Raw genomic sequence first — 16,843 nt, forward strand, 5'->3', positions numbered from 1 at the left:
GGAAGGACATCCATACGAGTTATAAAAACAGGACTCTATCTAGGAGGACAATCTCGATTTTCTGACTGTCGCTTTGTTGGTGCTGGTTTAATGCAAAAGTGTGGCAAATCGATTATGAGAAAAATAAAGCAGGTTGTCATCTAAAAAGTACCTATTGACTTTATTTACTAAAATTAAATTATATTATATTGATTGTGAATTTTATTATGCCAAATGATGAGCCAACGAAAAATGAAAGCATTCCCCATGAAAGTGTAAAAACAGAGATCACTAATGAAGAAAGAAGTTCCCGTAGTGATAACCCCTTAACTGAGCGGTCCACCGAAACGATTGGCCCAGAGAGGCTTCCTTTATTTTCACGTCCTAATCTTCTGATAAGTAGTCGCTCGGAGTTTTCACTTAAAGCTCTTCGTTTAATAGAGGGACGAACGGATGAGTCTGTTGAAAGTGATAAAAGAAAATGTTTAGACTCTATTGCAGAAATCCTTGAAACAATTTCCTCTCATTCAACCTCTTTTAGTCCGGAAAGCAAAGACAAAATTTTATTGAAACTGTTCAATTATGTGGATCTGGCATTTGGGATGGAAGATAAAATTGCACGTTTAGAAGCTGTTGGTGATGATAAGGTCAAAATTAATCTATGGATAAATAATTTACTTCGCGAGCAACACACACTTCTTGGCGTCCCTATAGAAGATTTAAAGACTATTTTTAGTACTTCAGCTGCAGGGCGTGTTTCATTTTTCCTGAAAAATAATCCCCGACTTGCAATCTCTCAACTTAAAAAAGGTCTTCAAGAGGGAGTGGCATCAATACACGATCAATGGGCTAAGGTAAAACTAATTCCAGGTCGAGACGCAAGTATATTGTTTATTAAGTGTTTTGATAGACCAGAAAAAAATTTAGGTCAAACAATCCAAGAAATTACATGTTGGAATCCTCTCGCTGCATGCGTACAACATTATATGCGCCAACCCCATGATATAGAAAAACAAAGCAAATGGGAGATAATTGAAGATATTCAACGAGAAATAGAGCGTGCTAGCCAAAAAGGGAAATTAACTTCGGATGATTATAATCAAATGAACAATCTTTATATGCTTGCTTATTTTGCTCTTTGTATCGATGGCGATCTTATCGAGTTAAACAAAACAACAAGCAAGGAAGAAATTCAAACTTGGATTGACGGATTTCTTATTAAAATTCGCCCATTTGAAGATCAAACACATCAAACAATATACAAAGAACATTTATTTGGCCTTGATTTTGCTGCAAAACAAACAAACTCGCGTGTCAGTGCCAGTGATCTAAAGAAAGAAATCATCGGAGTTTTGGGTCTGGGATTAAAGAATTTAGCGTTACAATGGAAAAAAGTAAAAGACATCAGTGGAGAAATAGAACAGCAGAATGCAATGTACTCCATATTTAATTCTGAAAATGTCCTCAACTCACCTAAATTTTATTTCACAACCATAAGCTGCTTTCATGAATGGGATCCCGATCCGTTAGTTTATTTTATAAATAATACAATGAAAAATATAGATATGAGTGGATCTCAGGAAGATGTTTTGCAAAGTGTTTTAACGCATAATGCATTATCAGCAACGGAGCTTTTCAGCACGCATCCCAAAACAGCGGCACTCTATGCTGAGTTAATCTCAACAGGAGGTAATGATAAAGCAATCTTAGTAAAATTAATTGCTGCAAAGATTGAACTTTTTATATCGGAAGAGGATAAAATAGTTACTCTTTTAAGCGCATTTATACCTAACAAGAAAATTTTAACAGACTATTTACGTAGTGATAAATTTATTCTTGCATTGGTTAGGGCAGAAAATTTAGCACCTACTCTTACTTCAGAAGAAGAGCCAAGAAAATTATTGATAAAAAGAGAACTTGCTCGTTCAACTACAGCGAGCACTTCAACTGTCACGTTGGGGCTATTTGCTCAAGAAAATAAGGATACTCCGCCCTCAACGTCTTTGGGCAGCGATTCTGCTACAAATTCCCCAACGAGGACTCCCGCCCCACCAAAAACTTAACCCTATACTCATGCTTTGAAAATTTCCTACTCAAAAATAGTTGGCTATGCGCACTCTTTTCTCCATAGCGAAATTTAAATAGAAACGTCATTCAGACGGATAAATTTATAAATATTTCAAGCGTGTGGCTACCTCGTTATAAATTCTGGGACATCCCAGTCCCCAGAATTCACTCACCAACGCGACAGGTTAAAGGCCTTGAGCGTCCTGTCTACGGTACGTTTGCTCTGAACAAGAAAAACGGATACCTGCGCCAATGACTTAACGGTTGCTGAAAGATTTACTACGCATCCCTGTCAGGCTGTCTGCGTAAAGCGCAACCTATCCCGGACTCGTTCCGCCTTCCTTGGCGCGATGCGTTTGAGCGTTGCTTCTATGTTAATTGGTCAAATAGACACAAGATGCTCTCAGCAATAGCTAATATCGTGTTATTCCTTTATGCAATGAAACTCAACCTGCTTTATTAAAAGAAATTTAAAGATTTAATCTCAGGGAATGAAATTTATAAATACTTTTGGTTCTCAGTTATTGCTAAGGAGCTATCGACAAATCCTAACAGAATTAAAGTCTCCATCATTGGTTATCAAAATAATTTTAGATTTCCCAGCCGGCCTCGGTGACAGTACAACGCATTTTCAAGAACACGTTGGACAATATTAAAACACCAAGACAACATCTATTTTTATATAGCATTTGACAGAATATAAACAGACTTATCCACAGAAAATGTGCATAAGTGAGAATCTAATGTTTTAACGAATAATGGAAAAAATCCTTATAGAATAAGGCTCTTAAATAAAATAGGGGTTTAAGGAAGGTATTTAGTGTGAAAAATATCCACAAGAAAAAAGTGGGTACTAAGAAACTTTACGCCTTGCTATTCTAGACAAATCAAAATTAAAAAAACAGTCTTGACTTCCATTATTTTTTACTCATCCAACGATTAGACCAACTGTCCTGATTTTAAAAAATTTTTATAGTGACACCACGAGGATTTTATTTTTACAATGGCATTTAACTTTCGAATACTTGGTTAAAAAATAATGCACCCCGAAATTGGGATGCATATGAAAATTACTAGTGATATTTTTTCTTAAACGCAGCCATTTTTGAACCAATTTCAAGCAGTTGACTTTCACTAAGAAGTTTTGCGACCTCAGGGAATAACTTTTTTTCCTCCTCTTCCGCATGATGCTGTACCTCTTTTTTAAATTTTGCAAAATGCCCTCTCCAGGCAGCTTCCGTTTTTAATTCATTCATTTTTTTTATTTCTTTTTCGGCCATATTTTCTTCTTTTATTAAATGTTTCACAGTATCCGGCAGGCTATTTTTAAAATAAGGGTACCATACAGTATGTTCCATCGCTTCATGACGAATTAAATCCTGACCCAAACGATCAAAATGACTTCGTTGGGTCTCGAAACGATGCGAATCATCAGCAATATCAGCCAGCATAGTACGGACTCGATTATGCTCCATAATTAAAAAATCAATGGCATTCATTTTCTCCTCCTTAAGAAAAATAAATCTTATTAGGTATAGCACAATTCAAGAACAGTATTGTTAAATAATATCGCCTTCTAAGCTTATCCTTTAGATAAAGAATTTGATGTATGAGCTTTATTATATAACTTTATAAGCTCATAAAGTGTTCCAGGGAAATTTAAAACGCGAAGAGAGAAACATCATTGGTTAAATAATTGCCGGGGTATAATCTGGTTAATTTATTACCTTTAATAAAGAGATTTTATTATAGATAATTTAATACGGGTACCTTTCAGTCTAATACTTCAAAAATAATGAAAAATCACCCCGAACATTTAACCTGGAATGGGTGGATTGTATTTTTTTAAGTGCAAGCTCAAGTTGTCTTAGCGCCTGTTATGGAATGAAATGCAAAAAAGAAGAACCAGGATTACTTCAAGATAAAAATTTTAAAGCGTGTAAAATCGTCTATAATTATATGTACCCATTCACTCAAGGAGGACAAAAAATGAACAAAGACATTTTTGAAGGAAAATGGGAAGAGTTAAAAGGGAAAATGAAACAAACTTGGGGTAAATTAACAGATGATGACTGGACTGTCATTGAAGGCAATCATCAAGAGTTATTTGGCAAGCTTCAAAAACATTATGGTTATACAAAAGATGAAGCAGAAAAAGCCCTCAAAGACTTTCAAGATGACACCAGACATTAATAAAAATTGACAAGGAGATGTTATGAAAAAGTTAATTATAATTTTCTTTATTTTGGGTTCTTGCGTCAGTTTTGCAGCAACGCAAACAGATATGAGTTCCAAATGGATTTGTACCACAAATGCCAGTAGTAGCGATGCAGCTGCTGATAAAGCAGCAGACGATAAAATGGCAAATACTACAGGCGCTGCTGACCAGTCTTTTGCTTTTGCTGCTCAAAATTGTCGTGATTGCACCAAAATCACCTGTGAAGCTAAAGATTAAGCATGTTAAAAGAGCTGGAAAATTTCCAGCTCTTTTCTTCGAAATATCCCCATTAATTTCATTGAGATTATAATTAATAATAGAATGAATCACACACCGCAACATGAAGTTATATTTCTCTTTCTATCGAATCCGATGTAACAAAACAGAAGTCCCTTTTTAAGCCATACTTAAAGGACATACTTAAAAAGGAATTTAATTATGAATCTCATTTTATTTATTATATTAATAGTTCTTTTAATTGGCTTACTGCCCTCTTGGCCCTACAGTAGCGGATGGGGGTATTATCCAAGTGGTGGTGTAGGTTTAATACTCCTCATATTAATTATTGTACTGCTTGCACGAGGCGGACCTTAATCGTCCACTAGAATTTGCCGACAATTAATAGAAGTAATCTCCTCTTTGAAAAACAGGATGTTATATTTTATTTTTTGGAGCAGGCATATTTTATCTGCTCAATCTCACATATCTCAAGGAGAAACATCATGAGTGATTTTAATGACAATACAAAAGAAATAAAAAAGAAAGCTTCTGAACTCTATGAGGCCGCTAAAGAAAATACAAAAAATGCATATTATGAAACGAAACCTAAAGCAGAAGAATTGGCCGCACAATTCAGCACCACAGCATCCGATTTATACAAATCAGGCAAAAAGAAATAGATTGCACAGAAAAGTACATCCAAAAATCCGTCGAAGGGATATCACAATCCATTCAAAAACAACCGCTCAAGTCCGTTTTGATATCTGCTGGAATTGGTTTTCTTTTTGCTAAATTTTTTAAATAGATGAATCCTGTTAAACTAAATCTTGTCTATCAAGAAGCAATGATCATTTATTACCATCAAAATAAATAATTTATTTGCTAAGGCCTTGTATAGGTAAAATTACAAGTAACTCCTTATTCCAGAGAGACATAGATAATTGTTACTAATCCAAACCATATGTACCAAATAAAATTGCGCCCCTGGTTGGAGCGCAATGTGTATTCATCGCTACGTCGTAACTATTGAAAATGATGATAATGACTCCAAGTGGATGATAAATGGCTATTAGGGTGTGTTTCATTGACACTTAATACAATTCCTCCTTCTTTCATACCAGATGCAAAAACTTTTGCTTTATCTTCGGGTATTCCCCACCCAATCAAGGCCCTCATTAAACCACCACTGATTCCACCAGCTCCTGCACCAGCAAGCCCTGCTACTAAAGGACCAGCCACTACAAGTCCCAGTCCTGGAATGACCAGACTGGTTCCAACTGCAGCTCCAGTAGCGCCCCCTATTGCCAAACCTTCTGAGGCTTTAGAGCCTTCTTTTACTAATACTAAATCATAATATCTTTTTCGAGAATCTTCAGACATCATCACATTTATCTCTTTCGGGGTATAACCTTCATCAACAGCATCTTGATAGGCTTTTTCAGCCTCATCCGTAGTTTCAAAAATTTCTGTAGTTAAGTGAACATCTCTTTTAGTGTCTGTCATTTTGATCTCCTTAAAGGAATTAACTTTTTAAGGTTCATCCCACTATTACTAAATTAGTTTTTCAATACAACCTGAAAACACTTTATAGCCATAGCTACCTCCTTGTAGATACAAAACTAATAAACTTATTATTTAACTATAATATAAAATGGGACGTGCTCTTGATTTAAACTATAAAAGATGGCTAGAAAAGGGGGATCTTTTATTAAGACGCGTTTTGACTATATTTAAAGAAACTACTGTACTGCCATATTAGAAACACGATTTTATTTTCGCTTGTCACTTACTAATAATTTTAAGATTTTTCGTATTGACTCGCTTATTATGTCTGATGCGATTTACAATAATTCGTAGCAATTTCAACCGAAAATAATTAATAAAAAATCGGTATAACATTAAAATCTCCTCTATCTAATATAGATTAGAGCTAATAACTAATTACCGAATAATGGTTTGGCTCACCAAAACTCTTAAGCTCTCCCCGTAAAAAAACATGGTCATAATGTAAGGCAATAGACCTCTTAGGAAACTTTATGCCGCTGTCCCTCTATTATAAATTCCTTCAAGCGAATTAAATTTCAATCCTAAGCGTTCGCCTATTTTGATAATAATGGAATAATTTTCTTTAATACCAGCATCATTAATACCACTAATTTTCTTTGCCAGTTATTTAGGGTTAGCTAATTCGACAGCAAAGGCAACTCCTAACTTAGAAAAATTACTTATATGGGACATAGAAAGATAGTCAATTGAATCATCAGACGAATGGATATGAGGATTATGGTTGTCAAAATGAGATTCAAAAGGGAATGCTGCAGGAACACCTGCGTTATGCCAACTTACATGATCACTACACGCGTACCCACAATCAGTCTCCTTAACCTCTAAGTGCAGATAAGTATGCACTAAAGTTCTCAGAAAATCTGTCAAACTTGTATCAACATTATCATTTACCATCCATATACTAGGATCATTTTCAAAAGAGTATCCTGCTAAATCAAATTGAATCACTTCACTAACAGGAATCTTCTTATTTTTAAAGTGTGAAACAACATATCTAGAGCCTACTAAACCGCGCTCTTCTGCAGAATACCAAATAAAGTAAATAGGTTTTTGAAATTGTATTCCACTAGCTATTAGGACTCTAGCAATTTCCAAAACAATCACACTTCCGCTTGCATCATCATCTGCACCTGGAACATTTTCTCCCTCAAAACTTGGTATCGTATCAATGTGGGCGCCAATAATAATCCCTGGCTGATCTGAGTTGCCCAATTTTAAAATTACTGAGGGTTGCTTATAATGTCCAGTCTCAACGAAGGAAATATTAATATCGCTTCTTGAGTAATGAGTCACATAATTTCTTATTTGATTTTCTACCCACTTAGAAGCCTCTACACCTAAATCTGAATCTGCAGAACGATCATGAAAATTACTTAATGTGATTAGATTTTTTTGCATTTCAATGGAATTTATATTTTTTAATAAGGAATTAACTTCTTTAGTGTAGTTAACTTTATACTTAACATCAGAACCAGTCAGATTTTTACTTGGTTTGTGAGGTAGATATTGTTTGAGTAACTCCTTTGCAATTTTAATATTATGTTTCGAGGACTGTCTTAAAAGTGTCTGCCCCTCCTGAGTAACATCAATAAATCCGCCACAGGATTTCTCATTGGTGACTTTTTTGGAGTATATTAATTTGTTTATTCCAGCCTCATTAACAGAAATTAATCGATAGGATTTATTTTGAGCAAGCAATTCATAATGAAAATGAGTTTTCTCTAAAAGACATGCTGGTGCAACTACAATGAATTTTGACTCTTTGTTTGAAAAGGCAAAAGAATGAATAGAAAAAGCAAAAAGGCATAACCCTATTGCAGTTTTTTGAAAGCACTTTTTTAACATAAATTTACCTTGACAATAAAATCATTTAATACGATATTCAGGAAAAATATAATGGTTATATTTCTCTAGGAAATCAATATGTTACGATTATTTTTTCACTGTGTTTGATTTTTACTGTTTTTCCTGGTTTTGCATTAGAGATTTATTTAACGAATAACACAATTCATCCCATTGACTATTTTGGTTTTCCATTAAATCTAAAATCTCCACCTCTATCGCCAAATCAAACCCGGTTAGCTCCTGAAGAGATAAATCAGTTATTAAATAATCCCATTCCAAAAGTAGACTCGAAAGTATATTATTCAATTGAACATATTCTATATGACTGTGGTGAAGTTGTTTTTTATCCTAAAATGGCTGTTTCTTTAACTATTAAAGAGACTTCGATGCCTCCCAAACATACTTGTATTGTTAACTCTTGGTAAGAATGAATCATTGACATTCAATGTAATCAACCATGCGCGCTATGAACGGCCGAGGATCGTCCTGGATAGCACTCGATTTTTTTATCAGCCCAACAAGGGATGCGACCTTTTTTCATTCAGTTATCTCGATGTTATAAATTGCTGTAATCAGATTGAATCTTAATCCGAAAGTTTTCGCCTATTTCGGTAACGATCAGATATAATTTTAAATCGTTTAATCATCCCAATAACATTTTCATTTAATACACGTTCGCTTGATAATTTTCGGTTTTTACGCTTGTCTTCTTTGGTTAAAGGGCTTTTCTTTGTCTTTTTCTTAGGTAGTTCAGAGTTAGAATGCATCTTATTTATACCTTGGTAGCCTGTATCAGTAAGCGTTTTTATTTTAGGATGTATTCGCACTCCCTATTCTTTAAATAACCTAAAATCATAATGTTTCCCATTTGTGAAATTGGTACAAATTATTCCTTTACTTTTCTTATCAACAACCAATTGTGTTTTCAATGTGTGTCGCTTCTTTTTTCCTGAGTAGAGTCGCCTTCTTTTTTGGGGGGCGTCCAATTGGTGTTTCAGTTGCATCGATAAGAACTACCTCATACTCAATATCACTTTTTAACAAGGCTTTTCGCCCAGGTAGCGCAAAATTAGGATGTTTTATTAACGTATTTTCTATCCACTTAATCGTTTCATAGCAAGTACTCTCGCTTACTCCATAACTTTGGCTGACATGAAAATAAGTGCGATATTCACGTAGATACTCAAGCGTCATTAGTAGCCGATCCTCCAGTTGTAATTTTGGTTTTCGGCCTCCTTTTCTTCGCTTTCCATTATCCATTTCTCTTAATATCTCTATCATCTTTTCAAATGTGGCAATTTTAACACCCGTTAGGCGACGAAATTTTTCATCCTCAATATTTTTTATTCTTTCATATTTCATGAGCGCTCCTTTTGCAGAGCTTTTACCCGCATTTCTATATAAATGCTAGTTGGTAAAGAGAATTAATAGCGTGATGAAACCTAGAATGAATAAAATTATATCTTATCGTTATCGAAATAAGCGAAAACATTTCGGATTGAAATTTAATCTGTGTGAGGTTATAAAAAAAGAAAACTGATGAGTATTTTTAAAATTTCAGTTCTCAAAACCCATTTAATTTCCCAGCAAAATTATAGGATTTTGATTCATCGCGTGGTTTTGGATTCATATCCTCTTCAACTCAAGAAGGAGTAACAGGAAATCGAGGTTTGGGGATAGTCATAATCGTATCCGTTCTTTTAATTTATTATGTGTTCAACAGATTTGCTTTTTGATAACCCATCTTGATTTTGGACTAATACCATCCAAATGGTATCCATGTTTACACACCAAGCCTAATAATAGGAATTAAAATTTTTATTATGCCGAGTCAAGACAATCAGCCTGCTCATCAAATTATTTGGATTAATCAAAGTGATCCTACTAATCAGGATGATAAATAAAATTCAACCTCTAAAATGTTAACTAGGATACCTCCTAATCAAGCGGAGAAAAGCTCTAATTCCATACTACATGCAGAAAAAATTATCTCTGAAGTAATGATACCTATTCTTTCTCAGGTAAGTTCAAATAAAGAACAGGCTGAGCCAGTTAAATCGCAAGAAGAGGAATCCTCATTTAAGTATCGCTAAAAATTTCATTGTAATTTAAAAAGAAACATCAGGACTATGCCTGAGTAACGTTTTACCCGAGCTAGGGAAACAATTAAATGATCAATGAATCCATCGCACCAAGCTCAACCTCCGCTTTCCAAGTACAACAGTTTTATACCATAATTTCCGGAAGACTATAATTTCTTCCTTTATTCTGCTCATGAAGCCACTCAACCAGTGGTTGAAAATATTCTAGCATTGCTTTGGCATTCAGCTCATCACCAGTTGACTCGTTGAGTACTTCCCTCCAGTCCTTAGACGCCCCATGACGCATGATATGCAGTAGAAAGTCTCCTATAGCTTTCTGACCAAAATAGTTGGTCGCATGAGGGTCTTGGTGCAGTATATGTTTGGCTATATGATTGTGTAGCTGATATAAGAGGACATAAGACAATGCATAATCATAATATTGGGCAGGATCGTTGTTGATATGTGTTTTAGTGGCAGCATCGCAATATTCTTCACCTCGAATAAATGGCGACTCAATTCCTTGATATTTCTTAGCCAATTCCCACCACTTTGCGTTGAACTGGTCTGGAGATAAATTATCAACATACATGGCTTTTTCAAAATGGCTCATCGTGCCCGCAGAGAAAAAAATAAACACTACAGAGTTGAGCGCTTCTTTAAGAAGAGTATACATATTATCTATTTCTACTGAGTTATCGATCAAACCACGCTCCACCAAATAAGGCTTCTTCCTGGCAGCAAGCCCCATCATGGTACCAATAGCTTCGTGAAAGGCACGGTTCGCGCCTTTCCGTAACAGTGGCGGAACATCTTTGTTAGTATAAGCGAGGTAGTAATAGATATGACCTAACTCATGGTGAGCTGTCCTGAACGACTTGGCATTAGATTCTAAACTCATTATGATGCGTATGTCTTGATCAAGGTCAATGTGCCATGCAGATGCATGGTTATTCTTTTTAATGGATGAATTGGAAGGATAGGGATAAAGATTTGACTTTTTCCAAAATGTTGCCGGTAGTTTGGGATAACCAAGACTTACATATAGACTCTCTGCTGATTTCATAATCCAATCGGGTGATTTGTTTTTAAGGATATCATCAATATTAATGCTCTTTTCCTTCAACACAGAACTCCAGTCCTGCCCCCAGCGGTTTGGTAGCCAGTGTGCGGGCAGATATTTAGGTACAGTGTTTACACCATATCTTTTAGCGAGTTCATAACGCATCCAGGTATGCAGTTCGCGGTACAGAGGATAGAGATCCCTCATGAGACCATCAAGAGTCTGCATCATTTCATCAGTGCTCATGTGGTAGTTGTTTACCTGATATGTGAAAAAATCAGGGTACCCTAATGCCTGTACTGTTTGATTTCTTAAGTGGCGTAAATTGATAAGCCCTGCCTTGAGAGTAGATCCAACTTGTTTACTTGCTGCCCATGCTGACAGACGCTTATTGAGGTTAGACTCTTTTCTAAGAATAGAATCTATGCTACTCACACCTATCTTCTTGCCATCCAGTATATACTGATATCCATATAGCTTATATATTTGCTCAACCTCAGCTTGTATTCTTTTTCCACAAGGTCAGCTACCTCTTGAGGGCTATTAGCAGCGGAATAGAGAATGAGCTCCAATTGCTTTACTTGCATATTTGTGAGCTTATATTGTGGGTTGAGGTATTTGCGGGCACCATTAATGTTCTCTTTACTGCCAATAAATACAGCGAGTGCTTTATCCGCGTTCTGTGCAATCTTCGCATTAGTAAAATCATTGGCCTTTATCTCAATGTTTGATTGCCATCGTGCATTTTTAGCACTCGCATAAAGCTTTACGTACCGTTTGGTGTAATTATCAATAAATTCCTGTGCCTCTGCCGCGTCGGTATTGGGGCTACTACCATTATTATGACAAGATAAAAGCAGATAGGATGAAATCAGTATTATTGTATAATAATATTTCATATATTCGATCCTTTTAGAAATCACCAGAAAGATGAATGTCCTCGACGCTTTGATTATCCAAAACCTCCCACCCATAATTTGTCTTGCTATTCCAGCCTTGAAGCCGAGCTAGCCCATCAAGGCTCGAACAAAAAAGTGGCCTCTTAGCGGTGGTTAGCACAGCCCACACTTTCTTCAAGCCCAATACACGCCTACCTCATTTATAAATTAGCAAAAATAGTTGGCTAAGGGACCTCGTTTATCACAGAGGACTAGAAAAGTCGTATTTTTTATCTCAGTTTAAAATAAATCAATCGTTATAAATAGACTGTCTGCATATCCCAATGAAATTTATCTTTTCTAAAAAGCAATAAAGCGTCACTCCCAATAAAATGTAAACGTTACGACTTGAACAGCAAGACGCATTTCCTTTGGAAAAATCTTTGGTTTGTGTAGAGAAATAAATTGTTATAATATTTCTATCACTATATTGGATACCTTCTTTTTCCTGTCTTTCCCGACAATACCAAGTACAATCGATGAGGCACTTATGTCTCCAGCATGCGTACCATAGGAGTAGCCATGGGCTATACACAGGCTCAAATTGATAACTTAGTCCAGATTCTGCCATAGATCAACTGCAATGTTTATATAATAATACGGTTGCCATTGGTAATTTTGACTTATTCAAGACCTATTGGAGGGCAAGAAGCCTTTCTTCTCGATTGACACAATCCGTCGACTTCTCTTTAGGTCAAATTTCAAGTAAGACTTATGCTACTCTAAATAATGTTCGTTGTGTTCGTGTTTTATCCCAATAATAATATTCCCGTATCCATTTTTTAGGATGATGCGGAAGTGTTCCATCCGATGATCGTGACGTAATAAAGGAAGAGTTTGGCCACTCTTGTCTTTTGCTGCGTTAGTTTAATTTGAATTATTAGCACTCTGAGTTGAGTAAACAAAGGAACTTTTTTATCGGGACCTGAACATAAGGCCCCTATCCAGCAAAATTTTTCCTTACCCCAATTTACCAATATGGGAATAAATTAAGCCTTGCTTTTTGATCTCTCAGCCCCTGATTTTATAATATGCGCACCATCTTAATAGCTAAAAGCAAAGCTTATCTTTAATCCTTCTTCTTAACTCACTATGCCTGATTTGCTACAGATAGATTCATTTTCAGGTTCAACTGCAGTAGTTGAGTTGAAACCCTTCTTAACTAAGTATATTCTGGAAAGTTGCTGAGATAACAATAAAGTGAAATCAGGCTCAGATTTCAGCTCCTTAACAAGATTCCCAGCCGTATTTGATATAATACACACTAATTCATCGATGCTGAGATTAGCAAGCTCAGTATTCATACATGCAAATATTATTGCCGCCCCTGCCGTAAACTCACCTGGCAGAAAAAATTTTTGGTTCATGATGCGACTTACAAACAAATCATATGCATGTCGCGAAATCCATTTTCTTGACAAAGCATAATCAAAGATACTTTTAATGTCTTTAAAATTTTCGTTGACGCTATGTATTTCGTCGAATTTGGCCATTTTACTCTCGCGCTCAGAGATCGTATGATCTATCCCATCTTATATTACTATTGCTAAACCAGTTCAATCAACTAAACATGTTAACTAAGTATTTGAGTACAACACGATGATACTTTCCAGAAAATTTTCATTCTCACAATATAATTTAAATAAAATTAATTACTTATTTTCAATCTGGATAAGTGAAAATTCTCGTGTCGGCAGTTCGATTCTGTCCCTGGCTGCCATGAGAATCAATAAATTACGATGATCTGTTACTGACAATTGAGTATACTGCCCCATGTGACAGTCTTCTTTGCTATTCCAAGTTCCCCCAGAAGATGATACTGCTTTTTAGACTGTCACACTTCAAATTAGAATCGGTCCGACTCTCACAAAACCCACTGCGTAACTGTTGCTTAACTGAGTAAATGTCTTAAAACACCTCTTTTTATTATGATAAAGTGGCGGCGTTCGTGTCTTGTGGAACTGATATCTGTTTTTGTCCTCCCCTCTTTTCTGCAGAAAAGAGGGAAAGAGAATCCAATCCAGTAGTATTTATAAAATTATTTTTTAAATAAACATAAAGCGCGCTGTTTTTTTGCTCATTAGCCACCTGGACTCGCTTACGACGCTCTTCTTCAGTATGAATATGGGGAACACTGTTGATTCTCTTTTCTGGATCAGTGACTCCTTGACTACAAAAACCAGTAAAATCCTGAAGCAAATACTCTTGTCGCAAACTAATGTGGGGCGTAATCGCTGTTTGCACATCAAGCAATTGACCTGGGCGCACACTATTGGTTTTTAAATAATCATGGAGCTCATAACAAAGATCTCGAAGGCTCTCTTTGTTGAAATGTTCTTTAATATAAATGGTAAACTGCCCATTCATTTTAAACCGTGTGATGGAATCAATTTGCATTTCAATAATTTTTGTTAAATTATCAAGATTTTGATCGGATACTTCCCAAAATGACGCCATATTTAAAGGTAGCCCTAAGCAATGCAAATAACTACGCTTCCAATTATAATGTGCTTGCTGATAATGCATGTCGTTTTCATTTGCATGATGACGAGAGCGTAATACTTTTAATTCATGAAGTAATTTCAATTGTTCCTGGAGCGTTTTTAAATCCGATTCCTGGCGTTCCCAATCCACTATCTTAAATGAGGAGATAGTGTTATCTTCTAAATAGTGGATTAAAATCTTTTTCAACTCCGCTGCATGCGTATGAAAGCTGCTAAAATCTAATGAAACATGTAATTTATAGGGACTTTCTTCCAAGATTTTCGGACTTAACTTCTTCGCAGCAATTTTCTCATCTTTTGCATTAATCGCTGTATGTACTCTTTCGTAATACGCTTGTTCATAAAAATAAATGAACCCTGAATGATTTTGGATAATATGTGGCATTTTAAAACTTCAAATTAAATTTATGCCCATATTAATCTATTTTTAATCATTTGTCTTTTAACTGACCATATTTTTTTACCAAGGATTAAATCCAGCTGTTCCAGGTAATGATGTGTTACAAAAAATAAATCCACTATTTACCATGAGCCTAAGACCGATTTATAGCTTTATTTTCTGCGTATTAGAGTACAACCTTATAATACATCGCAGGACATTTTAAGTGGTTCCCTGGGATATAAATTATCATAAAATCAATTAAGGTCTGTGGACATTTGATTCTGCCTCTGACCACCCTGATAACCCGGGTATGATAAATAAGTTAAAATCAATTTACCAAACCCAGGTATTTCCCATGTAAAGTGCTTCTTGATTAGTGGGCTAAAATATTTAGATCGATAAGTTTGGACCACTTTTTATATTTAATTTATCTTTTAAATCCGCTCCAAGTTCCTTATCTTTTAACAAAGTCTCCACTAATTTACCAAGACTTCCTGAAGTTAAAGCACCTATATCAGTAGCATTTAAGGGTTCTGCATCTTCATCTTCGAATTGATTAATTAGGTGTTCTATAGCATCTAGCTTTTGAGTTTTACTATATCCAGATAGTCCCACATAACTGAAAAATGATTCCACTTTCCCATAAGAATAGTCACTGCCTCTATTATTAAGGGTATTAATATAGTCTTTAAAACTATCTTTTAATTTTTCCACTTTGCGAGTTTTGATTTCTAGTTCCGTCTCTTCTTCTACTTTAGGAGATTCTAATTGTTTTGCGATCTTTAATTGCTCCTCCTCCGTTAATCTTTTAGGATTTTTACGGTTATCCCAGTTCAAAATAAACTGCGGTTTTTTCGGATCAATGTTTTCTCTATTCTCTAAGTGATATTGTTTAGCTGCTTCAATTACCTCAGGTTCCCTTTCTTTTCTAGTAATTATGTCTAATTGACCTTGGGTTAAGCCACCTACTTCCACTAGCACCACATTTTCAGCTGAAGAGGGACCTCCTTCACATCCAGGATGATGTGGCTCCCCAGGTAATACGGCTTTTGATACAATCACAGGAGCACGTTGATTAATAAATGTATCTAGAGTCATATTTCTTGGATCATCTTTGCCATAATATACTTCAACAAAATAATGCTCAGGAACTATTTGATTACCAGTACAAATACCACCTACAAATACCCTTGCGCCGTCAATTGGTATCAAATCCTTATCTTGAAGCTTGACAATTTCCTCCATATTTTTTTCTCTCAGTTCTCTAAGCTCTTGCGAACCCACTTTGGGCAGTGGCTTCAGCTTTTTTATATCTATGCTATTACCCCTGGCAAAACTCTCCATTTCCTTTAGAGCATACTTTTGCCTTATTTTTTCCGCTTCTGGATTTCTTTCCAGTAATTCCGACAACTCTTTTGAGACCTGAAAATATTCTCTTCTTTTATTTTCAGCTTCCAGTTTATTTCCTTCTTTAGCAGCTTTTAAGTACGCCTCTTTTACTTCTTTTATTTGAATCATTTTTTGGCCTATACTTATAGCAGTTTTAAGATGTGGTATTTCTTCTCGCTCTTTATTTTCTGATTTATGTAGTGAATAAGGGGATTCTTTTGAAAATTCATCCTCCCCAACAACAGCTATTTCTGCAAATGATAATATGGTTTCATATTGTGTGTAATCGTCGGCTAGTCTATTAGTCAATTCCGTAAATTCTGTATGTAAATCTCGATCACTCATCTCTTTTCCACTCAATGCAAAGTACTCGCATGCTTGTTGCTCCATTAAAATAATGTGCTTCTCCTTCATAATGTTCTCCAGAAATAAATATGGGTACACTCATATTCTAGTTTAGTTAAACATTTTTTGCTGATTCCAACGAACATGAACGACAATTTTTGCGAGCTTATCCAATAAATCGGCAGCATATCCCAAGCCAGACAGTTTTAGCTTATATTTAGACCACTCGATCAATCTGAACAAAAGC

Annotated in this window: 14 protein-coding genes and 1 pseudogene; 6 read left to right on the top strand and 9 right to left on the bottom strand. The window is 35.6% G+C overall.

Annotated features, from left to right (window positions below; translation table 11 throughout):
- Positions 1-206 precede the first annotated feature (206 nt).
- Positions 207-2,042 carry a hypothetical protein gene (locus EL220_RS11385; protein ID WP_027272218.1) on the top strand — a complete coding sequence of 612 codons (1,836 nt, stop codon included), beginning with the start codon at positions 207-209 and terminating at the stop codon, positions 2,040-2,042.
- Between the two features lie 1,077 nt (positions 2,043-3,119).
- Here the strand turns inward: EL220_RS11385 and EL220_RS11390 are convergent.
- A complete protein-coding gene (locus EL220_RS11390) occupies positions 3,120-3,545 on the bottom strand; it encodes a hemerythrin domain-containing protein (protein ID WP_027272219.1) in 426 nt (141 codons plus the stop codon).
- A 490-nt stretch (positions 3,546-4,035) separates the two neighbouring features.
- Between EL220_RS11390 and EL220_RS11395 the strand changes: the two genes are divergently transcribed.
- The 4 genes from EL220_RS11395 (at position 4,036) to EL220_RS18210 (ending at position 5,163) form a co-directional block, all read left to right on the top strand.
- Positions 4,036-4,239: a CsbD family protein gene (locus tag EL220_RS11395; RefSeq protein ID WP_027272220.1), complete on the top strand. Its 204-nt coding sequence runs from the start codon at positions 4,036-4,038 to the stop codon at positions 4,237-4,239.
- A gap of 22 nt (positions 4,240-4,261) precedes the next feature.
- Positions 4,262-4,501: a hypothetical protein gene (locus EL220_RS11400; protein ID WP_027272221.1), complete on the top strand. Its 240-nt coding sequence runs from the start codon at positions 4,262-4,264 to the stop codon at positions 4,499-4,501.
- Between the two features lie 201 nt (positions 4,502-4,702).
- Complete coding sequence (locus tag EL220_RS11405; protein ID WP_081779093.1) at positions 4,703-4,858, top strand: DUF3309 family protein; 156 nt, start codon at positions 4,703-4,705, stop codon at positions 4,856-4,858.
- 128 nt (positions 4,859-4,986) lie between these two features.
- Positions 4,987-5,163 carry a hypothetical protein gene (locus tag EL220_RS18210; protein WP_164838764.1) on the top strand — a complete coding sequence of 59 codons (177 nt, stop codon included), beginning with the start codon at positions 4,987-4,989 and terminating at the stop codon, positions 5,161-5,163.
- A gap of 343 nt (positions 5,164-5,506) precedes the next feature.
- Here EL220_RS18210 and EL220_RS11410 read toward each other — a convergent pair whose 3' ends face one another.
- Together EL220_RS11410 and EL220_RS11415 are read right to left on the bottom strand one after the other, a co-directional pair.
- On the bottom strand, positions 5,507-5,986 hold the full coding sequence (locus EL220_RS11410; RefSeq protein WP_035906542.1) for a hypothetical protein: 480 nt from the start codon (positions 5,984-5,986) through the stop codon (positions 5,507-5,509).
- Positions 5,987-6,652: 666 nt separating this feature from the next.
- Positions 6,653-7,894: a M20/M25/M40 family metallo-hydrolase gene (locus EL220_RS11415; protein ID WP_051544783.1), complete on the bottom strand. Its 1,242-nt coding sequence runs from the start codon at positions 7,892-7,894 to the stop codon at positions 6,653-6,655.
- Positions 7,895-7,998: 104 nt separating this feature from the next.
- On the opposite strand from EL220_RS11415, the gene EL220_RS11420 reads away from it, so the two are divergent.
- Entirely contained in the window at positions 7,999-8,319 is a 321-nt protein-coding gene (locus EL220_RS11420; RefSeq protein ID WP_128130902.1) for a hypothetical protein, read from the top strand.
- 112 nt (positions 8,320-8,431) lie between these two features.
- Here EL220_RS11420 and EL220_RS11425 read toward each other — a convergent pair.
- The 6 genes and pseudogenes from EL220_RS11425 to EL220_RS11445 form a co-directional block, all read right to left on the bottom strand.
- Positions 8,432-9,256 (bottom strand): annotated as a pseudogene (locus EL220_RS11425) (IS5 family transposase).
- 864 nt (positions 9,257-10,120) lie between these two features.
- A complete protein-coding gene (locus EL220_RS11430) occupies positions 10,121-11,473 on the bottom strand; it encodes a M2 family metallopeptidase (protein WP_232002407.1) in 1,353 nt (450 codons plus the stop codon).
- A gap of 2 nt (positions 11,474-11,475) precedes the next feature.
- Positions 11,476-11,937, bottom strand: coding sequence for a hypothetical protein (locus EL220_RS19040; RefSeq protein WP_232002408.1), 462 nt, complete (start codon positions 11,935-11,937; stop codon positions 11,476-11,478).
- 1,121 nt (positions 11,938-13,058) lie between these two features.
- Complete coding sequence (locus tag EL220_RS11435) at positions 13,059-13,469, bottom strand: hypothetical protein (protein ID WP_027272227.1); 411 nt, start codon at positions 13,467-13,469, stop codon at positions 13,059-13,061.
- A gap of 433 nt (positions 13,470-13,902) precedes the next feature.
- On the bottom strand, positions 13,903-14,865 hold the full coding sequence (locus tag EL220_RS11440) for a hypothetical protein (RefSeq protein WP_027272228.1): 963 nt from the start codon (positions 14,863-14,865) through the stop codon (positions 13,903-13,905).
- Between the two features lie 387 nt (positions 14,866-15,252).
- The gene (locus tag EL220_RS11445) at positions 15,253-16,665 is read right to left on the bottom strand and encodes a hypothetical protein (RefSeq protein WP_051544784.1); all 1,413 of its coding nucleotides are present in this window, start codon (positions 16,663-16,665) and stop codon (positions 15,253-15,255) included.
- Between the last annotated feature and the right edge of the window lie 178 nt (positions 16,666-16,843).

It is taken from the genome of Legionella sainthelensi, from assembly GCF_900637685.1.
In the GTDB taxonomy this organism is placed as follows: Bacteria; Pseudomonadota; Gammaproteobacteria; order Legionellales; family Legionellaceae; genus Legionella; species Legionella sainthelensi.

What these genes read in the sequence shown, in the direction of transcription:
- EL220_RS11385 (WP_027272218.1), top strand. Translation starts at nt 207, where the DNA reads ATGCCAAATGATGAGCCAACGAAAAATGAAAGCATTCCCCATGAAAGT.
- EL220_RS11390 (WP_027272219.1), bottom strand. Translation starts at nt 3,545, where the DNA reads ATGAATGCCATTGATTTTTTAATTATGGAGCATAATCGAGTCCGTACT.
- EL220_RS11395 (WP_027272220.1), top strand. Translation starts at nt 4,036, where the DNA reads ATGAACAAAGACATTTTTGAAGGAAAATGGGAAGAGTTAAAAGGGAAA.
- EL220_RS11400 (WP_027272221.1), top strand. Translation starts at nt 4,262, where the DNA reads ATGAAAAAGTTAATTATAATTTTCTTTATTTTGGGTTCTTGCGTCAGT.
- EL220_RS11405 (WP_081779093.1), top strand. Translation starts at nt 4,703, where the DNA reads ATGAATCTCATTTTATTTATTATATTAATAGTTCTTTTAATTGGCTTA.
- EL220_RS18210 (WP_164838764.1), top strand. Translation starts at nt 4,987, where the DNA reads ATGAGTGATTTTAATGACAATACAAAAGAAATAAAAAAGAAAGCTTCT.
- EL220_RS11410 (WP_035906542.1), bottom strand. Translation starts at nt 5,986, where the DNA reads ATGACAGACACTAAAAGAGATGTTCACTTAACTACAGAAATTTTTGAA.
- EL220_RS11415 (WP_051544783.1), bottom strand. Translation starts at nt 7,894, where the DNA reads ATGTTAAAAAAGTGCTTTCAAAAAACTGCAATAGGGTTATGCCTTTTT.
- EL220_RS19040 (WP_232002408.1), bottom strand. Translation starts at nt 11,937, where the DNA reads ATGAAATATTATTATACAATAATACTGATTTCATCCTATCTGCTTTTA.
- EL220_RS11435 (WP_027272227.1), bottom strand. Translation starts at nt 13,469, where the DNA reads ATGGCCAAATTCGACGAAATACATAGCGTCAACGAAAATTTTAAAGAC.
- EL220_RS11440 (WP_027272228.1), bottom strand. Translation starts at nt 14,865, where the DNA reads ATGCCACATATTATCCAAAATCATTCAGGGTTCATTTATTTTTATGAA.
- EL220_RS11445 (WP_051544784.1), bottom strand. Translation starts at nt 16,665, where the DNA reads ATGAAGGAGAAGCACATTATTTTAATGGAGCAACAAGCATGCGAGTAC.